Annotated in this window: 4 protein-coding genes; all 4 read left to right on the top strand. The window is 71.5% G+C overall.

Annotation, left to right across the window (positions count from 1 at the left end):
• Positions 1-2,448: hypothetical protein (locus AB0J52_RS14435; protein ID WP_500182051.1), on the top strand; the 2,448-nt coding region annotated here is incomplete at its 5' end.
• Positions 2,445-4,904, top strand: coding sequence for a LamG domain-containing protein (locus tag AB0J52_RS14430; protein ID WP_500182050.1), 2,460 nt, complete (start codon positions 2,445-2,447; stop codon positions 4,902-4,904). The genes AB0J52_RS14435 and AB0J52_RS14430, both read left to right, overlap by 4 nt.
• 10 nt (positions 4,905-4,914) lie before the next feature.
• Positions 4,915-6,129 (top strand): ComEC/Rec2 family competence protein, encoded by a 1,215-nt coding sequence (locus tag AB0J52_RS14425; protein ID WP_500182049.1) that lies wholly within the window; start codon positions 4,915-4,917, stop codon positions 6,127-6,129.
• Positions 6,126-10,386 (top strand): DUF6603 domain-containing protein (locus tag AB0J52_RS14420; RefSeq protein ID WP_500182048.1); only part of this gene is annotated, 4,261 nt, incomplete at its 3' end. The genes AB0J52_RS14425 and AB0J52_RS14420, both read left to right, overlap by 4 nt.

The raw sequence follows: 10,386 nt of genomic DNA, 5'->3' as shown, positions 1-10,386 counted from the left end.
GTCCGCCGCCAGGACGACACCTCCGCGCCGGAGACCGCGGAGGAGCGCCAGGCCCGCGAGAACCTGACGGTCCCCCGCTCGGTCGCGGACCCGCTGAGCGCGCTCAATGCCGCCCAGCAGGACCACGACCGCGCCCTGCGCCGCGTCGCCGGCCTGCGCGAACGCCTGTTCGCCGACTGGTGCCGCTACATGCTGTGCGCCTACCCCTACGAGGCCTCGCGCGACGCCTACCCCGACGCCGACGAGGCCCGGTTCTTCCTGGAACGGGAGCTCACGGCGCTCACCCTGGCCGTCGAACGGACCGAGGGCGCCAGTGGCTCGACCGCCCGCGCCCTCGCCGACGCCCGCACCGCCCTCGACGCCGCCCTCAAGGCGTTCAACGCGGGCTCTCCGGCCGCGGCGCGCAGCACCTTCACCGTCCAGCAGATCGCCGCCCCCCAGTTCTACGAACCTGCAGAGCCGGTCGTCCTGCTGACCGGCCCGATCGCGACCCCGTCCAACCGGTACGGCGAGGACGGGGCGGACAAGCCCGACGGTCTGGTCCCGTGCCACCTGCTGACCGGTGACGCCGCCCTCGGCACGCGGGAGGGCGTCACGGCGCTGCGCTCGCGCGCCGCGAAGATCTTCGCCGGCCTCGCCGCGGCCGACGCCTGGCCCGCCGTCCGCGTCTGGAAGAACCAGCCGTGGCATCCGGTGCTGCTCCAGTGGGAGGCCGAGTTCTTCCCGGTCGGGACGGGCGGCAATCTGGACACCGGCCGCCGCGACTACGCGCCCGACTACGTCACGGCCAACTACGAGCTGCCCGCCACCGGCGTCGAGCTGCGCTCCCGGACCGGCCGCGAGGCCACCCGCAAGGCCGCCAACATCTACACCGGCACCACCATCCTGTCACCGAACGCCCGCCCGGTCCTGTCGGCCCGCGTCCTGACCTACCTGGCCGGCACGGTCCTGCCCGCCTACAACGCGACCGCCGGCACCGCGGTCACCGCCGAGCAGTTCCAGCGCGACCCGACCGCCGTCCTCGACGGCTACCGGGCCAAGGGCACCGACCCCCGGCTCAAGACCCTGATCCGGATGTACCGGGCCCTGGTCGCCGAGGAGGACAGCAACCTCTCCCAGGCGCTCAGCGGCTTCAACGACGGCCTGCTGATGCGGCGGGCGGTCCGCCAGCTCCCGGTCTCCGACCCGGTCGGCTTCCCCGACTACCGCGACTTCACCGCCCGGGTCGCCGCGGCGCTCGGCGAGGAGGCGCGGAGCGCCCCGCAGCCGCTCGCCGACTTCAACCCGATCCGCGCCGGGGCGCTGCGCGTGCGGCGGGTGCGCGTCGTCGACAGCTTCGGCCTGTCCCGCGACGTCGACACCGCGGACATCAGCACGACCGCCCGCCTGCGCGTGCCGGGCCACCCCGACTGGGCGGCCCTGTCCCCCCGGCTGACCCAGCCCGCCCGCGTCGCCCTGCGCTGGCTCGACGCCGCCCACGACCTGCGGGAGAGCACCGTCCTGCCGGTGAGCTCGCCGGTCTGCGGCTGGCTGGTCCCCGACCACCTCACCGGCGGCCTGGACGTCTACGCCCAGGACGGCGCGTCGCTCGGCCGGCTGTCGACCCTCCCCGACGCCACGGGCGCCGCCCGCTGGACCCCCGCTCCCGGCGGGACGGTCCTCACCCCCGACCTGATCGCCAACGCCCACCTGCGCGCGACGGTCGCCCGGATCCGCGGCGCGGGCCCGGACGAGCTCGCGACGCTCCTCGGCACTTTCGAGGACATCCTGAAGAAGATCGAACCGGCCGACACCACGGCCCGCCGGGGCCAGGCCGTCCTGATGGGCCGTCCGCTGGCCGTCGTGCGCGCCGCGGTCAACCTGGAGCTGGCCGGCCTGCCCGCGGTGCACCAGGACTGGAACGTCTTCCGCCAGGACCTGCGCCGCACCGCCCGCGAGACCAACGGCTTCACGATGGTCGACTTCCCCGTCCGGATCGGGGCGCTGGCCAGGCTGAACGACGGCGTCGTCGGCTTCTGGCGCGAGGACTCCGCCGGAACGCTCGCCGACCGCTTCGACCCCGCGGGCACCACCCTGAAGCTGGCCCTGGACAAGCCCGCCGCCCTCCTCACCCTGCTCATCGACCCGCACGGCCATGTCCACGCCACCAGCGGCATCCTGCCGACCAAGTCGATCAGCCTGCCGCCCGAGCACTACGCCGCCGCCCTCGCCGGGATGGAGGTCGACTTCCGGGTCGCCCCGCTGCTCGGCGACCTGAACGGACCGGTCGCCGTGCCGGTGCCCGAGGAGGCCGGCTACCGGTGGTCCTGGCGGCAGCGCGGCCGGACCGGCTGGCTCCCCGACCGCGAACCCGCGCTCCCCCGACCCGACGCCGGGTTCCCGGCGGCCCCGACCGTACGCGAGGGCTGGCTGGCCCTGCGTACCGCGCCCGAGGAGGGATCAGCTTGACGGCCAAGCTCGTGCTGCACTGGAGCCTCGACCACACCACCGCCGACGACAAGATCCTCGACGACTCGGACGCGCATCTCAACGCGACGGTCCAGGGCACCGTGCAGAACCCGGCCGACGAGCGGTTCGGGAGCTGCCTGAAGCTCGGCGCCGGCCAGGGTCCCGTGCTCCTGGCCGACACCCCCCTGACCCGCCTGGCCACCTACACGATCGAGACCTGGGTGAAGCCCGACGCGGCCACCGCCGAGACCGGCCTGCTCGGTAAGAAGGGCGGCGGCATCCGGCTGGCCCTGCTCGCCGACGGGAGGATCGAGCACCGGCACGGCGTGGCGGGCGGCGCGACGGCCACGGTCACCTCCGGGGCGAACGCGGTCGCCTTCGGCCAGTGGCGGCATGTCGCGATCACCCAGGACGGCCAGCGCGCCCGGATCTTCGTCAACGGCGCGCAGGTCGCCGAGGGGCCGTCCGAGACCGTCCCGGTCGCCGACGACAAGCCGTTCGCGGTGTTCGGCACCGGCCTGCTGGCGCACGTCCGGGTCTACGACGACGCGCTCTCGGAGACCGAGATCCGCCGCGACATGGCCTCCGACGAGTCGTCGCTGACCGCGTTCGTCCGCACCCATCCGCTGGGTTTCCGGCTGGGCGGCGAGGACGGCCAGCCGGTGCTGTTCATCGACGACTCCCCCACCGGCCAGCCGATGACGCTGCAGATCACCAACAGCTCGCGCGACGACGTGGAGCTGGTGCCCAGTTCCGGCACGGTATCGGCCCAGGAGCACCACTTCGCGCTGCGGCTGCGCCCCGGAACCCTCGCCCGCACCCCCGCACCGTCCACCACCACGCCCGGCTGGACCCTGCGGCGCGACGGCGACACCCTCTACCTGCTGACCTCCAAGGCCGCCAAGCTGCCGCCCGGTGGCTCCATCGCCGTGCGCATCGACGGCATGAGCGCCGACGGGGCGGGCGGCGGCCGGGGCACCCGCGTCGAGCTGGACTACCGGCGTCTGCGGTACGTCGGCGAAACCCAGGAGCTGTCCGGCACCCGGCTGCAGTATCTGGAGATCGCCAACCACCGGGGACGGCGCGACCTGCCGCTGGACGTGTCGTTCGTCGGCGGTGCCCGGGTGCTGAGCGACGGCGTGACCGGCAGCGCGCTGCGCGTGCAGATCGCCAACATCTCCCGCGACGCCGCCCTGCAGCTCCAGGCGGGCGATCCGGCGACGGCGTTCGTCGTCTCCTTCGAGGTGCAGCTGTCCGGGGAGACCCGCCGGTCGGCGCTGATCGCCGAGGGCGCGGTCGCGGGCGCCACCCTCGGCGTCGCCGCGTCCTCCGGCATCTCCGCGTCCTGGCAGATCAGCCGCGACGAGCTCGGCCAGCGACTCCAGTGGACGATCAGCCCGAAGGCCGACGCCTCGCTCGCCGCGGGCGGCCGGATCGAGCTCCTCCTGGACGGCATCTACGCCCCGGCGTCCCTCGGCAACGCCCCGGTGATCGTGGAATACCGCAACATCCCCGGATACCAGGACGGCTTCGTCACGATCCTGGCCGAGAAGACACCGCTGCTCTACACCGCGCAGCGCGTCGGGATCGGCACCGCGAGCCCGCAGGGACGGCTGCACCTGCTCAACGAGGACCCGGCCGGGGACGCGCTGATCCTCGGCCCGCCCACCGGCACCCATCTGCGCGTCGGCTACGACGCCGACCGCACCTGGATCAAGGGCAACGGCACCAAGCCGCTGGCGCTCAACCCCACCGGCGGTAACGTCGTCATCGGCGGCACCAAGGCCGAAGGCCGGCTCCACGTCCTCAACACCCAGCAGACCGCCTCCGGCGACACCCTGGTCCTCGGCCCCACCGACCAGAGCCATCTGCGTCTGGGCTACCACAAGGACTACACCTGGGTCCAAGGCCGCGGAGCGTCGTCGCTGCTGACCCTCAACCCCGACGGCGGCAACGTCGCGATCGGCACGACGACGGCCGCGACGACGACGGGCACGAACCGGCTGACCGTCGAAGCGAACGAGAACCATCTGGTGCTGCACCGTTCCTCGAACGCGGCGGGCAAGGTGCTGTTCCTGGAGCTCTACCAGGAGTACTGCCCCGGCGAGGTCAGGCCCAGCATCAGGTTCCACCACGCCAGCCAGTACTGGCACCGCATCGAGGCCGGTTACGGCGGCTTCTCCTTCCGGACGGGCAACTTGCCCGACGACTCCCTCGTGGGCATCCAAGCCTCGTCCCTCCAGCTCGGCTCCGTCACGATCGGCGAGAACGAGCTGCGGATCCTCAGGCAGCTCGCCTCGGGCCAGCTCGAGTTCGACCTCTACAACGTGTACCAGGGCGAGTACGCCTACGCCGCGGACTACAACCCCTACGACGGCGACCGCAGGAACATCTGGACCTGGCGCCCCAAGGGCCGCGTCAACCAGGGCCGCTGGCGCCTCCACTACCCGTCCTGAGGAGAGAGCCGTGCCTCCCAGAAAACGCCAGCCCGACGACACTCAGCCGCCCGACACCAGCACTCAGCAGCCCGCCATTAGGCAGTCCACCCGGCCCGCTGAGATCGCGGCTAAGAAGGCGAAAGTCCTACAGGACGCGCAGGAGGCCGCCGCCAGGCAGGCGCAACTGCGGCAGGAGCGGGCCGACAAGCTCGCCAAGCTCCCCAAGGCCCCGGACGGCAACCGGGGCGATGGCAACTTCCACGCGGTGTTCCTCCAGATGGGGCAGGGCGACTGCACGCTGATGACCACGCCCCAGGGCCATGTGGTCATGCTGGACTGCGGCAGCGACTCCAAGGAAGAAACAGACGCGAAGGCCTACCAGAGGCGGATCAGCGACGTCATCCACGGCGCGAAGTTCCTGAAGGACAGGAACATCATCGACGTGCTGATCCTCACCCACCCCGACTCCGACCACTACAACCAGCTCACGAAGATGCTCAAGGACGACGTGCAGATCGATTCCTACTACCACAGCTCGAACCGGGTGGCCTACTCGGGCGCGAGCGGCTTCATCGCGCAGAGGTGCAAGGTCGCCTGCAAGGTCAACCACCACGACAACGACGGCACCCAGGTGATCGAGCTCGTCACCGGGGAAAACAACACCAAGATCGACCTGACCGCCACCGGCTCAGTCCCCCGGCTCGACGGCAATGGCGGCATCCTCGTGCACACCGAGAAGGACTGCACGATCTCGCTGCTGGCCGGCAACGTCAATCGCGGCGATCTGAAAGACAACAGCAACGACACCAACCGGGGCAGCATCGCCACGCTCATCGAGGTGTTCGACCAACGCATCCTCATGTGCGGGGACGGCACCATCAACACCGAGGCCTACCTGCTCAAGTACCACAAGGCGCGGTTGGCGAACCTGGACGTCGTCCAGGCCGGGCACCACGGCAGCATCAACACGTCCTCCTCCCAGAAGTTCGTGGACCACGTGCATCCCAAGCTGGTCGTCATCAGCGCCGGAATGAAGATCCCGATGCACCACCTGCCGAGCTGGGAGACCATCAACCGCTATAAGCGGGTGACGGACCGGAGCGACCAGGGCTACGTGGTCTCCTCCTGGAAGACGAGCGTTTCGCTCTACGACCCCTTCACCGAAACCATCTTCGAGAAGATCTACGTCACCGGCTCCCGTGGCACGTTCGAGTACACGGTCCCCCCGAAGGCGGTGCCATGACGCCAGAGGAACTCCAGGCCGCGATCCCGTCGGGCGGCCGGCTCGACCTGGACGTCACCGTCCTCGGCGCGCGGACCGCCGGACGGCTGCGCCCGTTCCTCCCCGTCGGGGTGCTCTCCCTCGCGAACGCCGTACGCACCGCGACGGACGACGGCGTCACCCTGACCGGGACCGGGGTCAACGGCCCGTTCGACGGCATGGCGGTGACGGCCCGCTTCTCGGCGGGTGATCCGGTCACCGCGAGGGTCACCGCGAAGGCCGGGTCGGACTGGTCGTTCGCCCGCGCCTTCGGGGCCCTGCGCCACTCGGTGATCGACTCCCTGCGCTTCGAGGCGCCCACGCTCACCCTCGACACCTCCGTCACCACCTCCTCCCCCACCGCGATGGGACCGGACGAGAGCTCGCTGGTCTTCACCGGCAGGCTTCTGCTCACCGGCCGGGCCGCCCTGCTCGACCTGCTGGTGCCCGCCGCGAGCCACGACATCACGGGCGAGATCACCATGGTCACGGGCCTGCCCGGAACCGACCTGCCGATCACCCCGGTCCCCTTCGTCGTGCTGCTCGGACCCGCGGGGGCGACCCGCGACCTCGGCCTCTTCACCCTGGAGAAGCTCCGCTACGAGATCTTCGGCACCCCCCGGTTCAACTACGACCTCCTCGACATGGACGTGGTCTGCGCCGTCTCGGTGACCGGGGTGCTGCCCGTCACCATCGGCGGGGTGCGCAAGGAGATCCTCGTCGGCACCGACCTCCGCGGCTGGACCGACAGCGTCCTGCTCAGCGCGGACCTGCGCGGCCTCGGCGACGCCCGGCTCAGCGACGTCGCGGCGATCCTGGGACAGCCGGGCCTCCAGGCGCCGACGGGCACCTCGCTCTCGCTCCCGTTCCGGCCGACCGTCCTCACCCTCCTGGTGACGCCGTCGGCGTCGAGCGCCGTCCGGTACGTCACCCTCAAGCTGGAGACCGACGAGAGCTGGCCCATCGCCGGCCTGTTCACCCTCGACGCGCTCGACGTGCTGTTCCGGGTCGACGACCCCCTGTCCTCGCCGCGCGTCTCCACGCAGGTCCTCGGCCTGTTCGGCATCGGCGACGCCGGAACGCTGCAGATCAGCGCCGGCTACGACGACGGGATCACCCTGGGCGGCTCCCTGCGGGACGGCGACCCGCCGCTGAGCCTGCGCGAGGTCGCCCGGCAGTTCGGCGGGGTGCCCGCCGAGGCGGTCCCCGACCTGCGGGTGGAGAAGTTCGACCTGTTCGCCGCGCTGCCGAAGGGCGACCGTCCGCTGACCCTCCAGGGTCTGCTGGAGATGACCGGCGACTGGCGCATCACCGACCAGGTGTCCCTGACCGACGTCCACGCCGAGATCGTGCGCGAGAAGGACACGAGGTTCACCGCGCGGGCCACGTTCGTGGTCAGCCGGGTCGGGATCGTCGTCAGCGCCGACTACGACCCGGCGCCCGAGAAGGGCTGGACCTTCGCCGGGGGGACGGGCCCCGGCCAGGCCATCCCGATCGGCCGCCTCATCGAGGACGTGGGCCGCCGGTTCGGCGACCTGACGCTGCCGCAGCCGCTGGCCGGGCTGACCGTGCACGACGTCGAGGTGTCCTTCACCACCGGCACCAAGCGGTTCTTCCTCACCGCCGCGATGACGTTCCCGATCGACACCGTCGACCTCGAACTGAAGCTGGCCATCGACACCTACGCCCGCACCCTGGCGGGACGGGTCGCGGTGAGCGTGCCGACCTCCGCCGGGCCGCTGAACATGCGGCTGGACGCCCGCTTCGCCGACAGCGCGACGGCCAAGCGGTTCGCGCTGACCTACTCCCGCGCCCCGACCGACGCCACCCCGACCATCAAGGCGATCGTCGCGGCGATCTCCCCCTCGGCCGCCGCCTACGTGCCGGACTCCGTCACCGTCGACCTGCGCCGCGCGCTGGTCGCCGTCGACGCCGAGGGCGGCCAGACCGTCCGGCTGTTCTCGGTCGATCTCACCCTGGCCCTCGACCTGTCGAAGCTGCCGGTCATCGGCCAGCACTTCAAGGGCGGGCAGGTCTTCGGCTTCGACCCGCTGCGGCTCCTGGTCTCCTCCGCCCCGCTGACCGCCGACCAGGCCTCGGCGCTGGAGAAGCTGCTGCCCGCCGGGACCGGCGGGCTCCCCAAGGGGCCGATCGCGGCCGGGTTCAGCGTCGACGGGGTGCTCCGGCTCGGCGGTCTGGAGACCCCGATGACCCTGCCGGCGACCGCGCCCGGCACCACCCCGCCGGCCGCCGCGCCCGTCCCCGCCGACCCGGCGCAGACCCTCACCGGCGACAACTCCTTGTGGCTGAAGGTCCAGAAGAGTTTCGGGCCGATCCATGTCGAGCGGGTCGGCCTCGCTTACGAACACGACCCGGGGCAGCCGGCGCGGATCGCGCTGCTGCTCGACGCGTCCATCTCGATGGCGGGCCTCACGCTGGCCGCCGACGGGCTCGGCATCGAGTTCGCGATCTCCGATCCCCGGGCCGCCCCGTCCTTCGAGCTGCGCGGCCTGTCGCTGGACTTCAAGGGCGGGCCAATCCAGATCAGCGGCGCGTTCCTGAAGAGCAAGGTGGTCTACGCGGGCCGCACCTACGACGCCTACAGCGGCAAGGCCGTGATCCGCACGCCGATCCTGGCGATCGGCGCGATGGGCTCTTACGCCCAGCTCGACGAGGGCCCGTCGCTGTTCGTCTACGCGTTCGCGAACTTCCGGATCGGTGGTCCGCCGGTCCTCCAGTTGCGCGGCATCGCGGCCGGGTTCGGCTACAACCGGCGGCTGATCGTGCCGCCCGTCGACAAGCTCGTGCAGTTCCCGCTGGTCGCCGAGGCCGTCGGCGACCTGGTGCCGACCGACTCCGCCGGTGAGCTCCAGCGGCTCAACTCCTACCTGCCGCCGTCGGTGGGCGACTACTTCCTGGCCCTCGGCGTCCGGGCCGTGATCTGCGAGATGCTCGACGCGTTCGTCCTGGTGACCGCCGCGTTCGGGCACCGCTTCGAGTTGAACGTGCTCGGCATGACCACGCTGGTGCTGCCCGCCGAGGACGCCGCCGACGCCACCCCGGTCGCGGAGATCCAGCTCGCCATCAAGGCGACCTTCGCGCCCGACGACGGCTACCTCTCGCTCACCGCGGTGCTCACGGAGAACTCCTTCCTGCTGTCGCGCTCCTGCCATCTCACCGGCGGGTTCGCCTTCGTCACCTGGTTCCGGGGCGAGCACTCGGGCGACTTCGTGGTGAGCGCGGGCGGCTACCACCCCCGCTTCCCGGTGCCCGAGCAGTACCCGGTGGTGCCCCGGCTCGGCCTCAACTGGAAGATCTCCGACAAGCTGTCGATGAAGGGCGGCGGCTACTTCGCGCTCGTGCCGTCCGCGATCATGGCCGGCGCGTCGGTGTCGATCAACTACGACGACGGCGCGCTGCACGCCTGGCTCGACGCCTCCATCGACTTCCTCATCTCCTGGCAGCCCTTCCGCTACGACGCCGCGCTCCACCTCGGCATCGGCGTCAACTACACCTTCTGGCTGTTCGGCAGCCACACGATCTCGCTCTACCTCGGGGTCGACGTCCGTTTCTGGGGGCCGGACTTCGGCGGCACCGCCACCCTCGACCTGAAGATCATCAAATTCACCATCTCCTTCGGGGCCGCCGAGCCGGGCCCGCTGCCCATCCCCTGGAGCCGGTTCAAGAAGACCCTCCTGCCCGAGAAGTCGAAGATCGCGACGATCTCCCCGCTCGGCGGCTCGGTCCGGCCCGGCAGCGGCACCGACCTCGGCGTGCTCAACCCGATCGAGTTCTCGCTGGTCACCGACGTGCAGATCCCCTCGACACGGGCACGCGCCGGAGGTCGGGCGCTGCCCGACGCCGGGACCGGGTTCGGGGTCGCCCCGGTGGGCCGCAAGGCCGACTTCGGCTCCGAGCAGACCATCCGGATCACCCGCGCCGGAGTGGCGGCCGAGCAGTACTTCACCTTCGTCCCGCTGCGCAAGAACCTCCCGGCCGCGCTGTGGGGACAGGAGACCAAGGCGGCCCTGGAACGCGAGCGGCTGGTGAAGGACCTGCTCACCGGTTTCACCGTGCTCCCGGCCCCCGCCCACGAGCCCCAGGCGTGTCCCACGCTCGACCGCACCGCCCTGCAGTCGCTCACCGCCCTGTTCACCGAGACGGACGCCTTCGCCTGGCACCCCGTCCAGAGCTCCGCCGTCGACGAGACCGATCCGCAGGCGCGCGCCCGGCGGATCG

Origin of the sequence: Spirillospora sp. NPDC049652 (assembly GCF_040675125.1) — a bacterium.
Classification (GTDB): domain Bacteria; phylum Actinomycetota; class Actinomycetes; order Streptosporangiales; family Streptosporangiaceae; genus Spirillospora.
The sequence above is the reverse complement of the archived record's forward strand: the minus strand, read 5'-3'. Positions and strand labels throughout refer to the sequence as shown.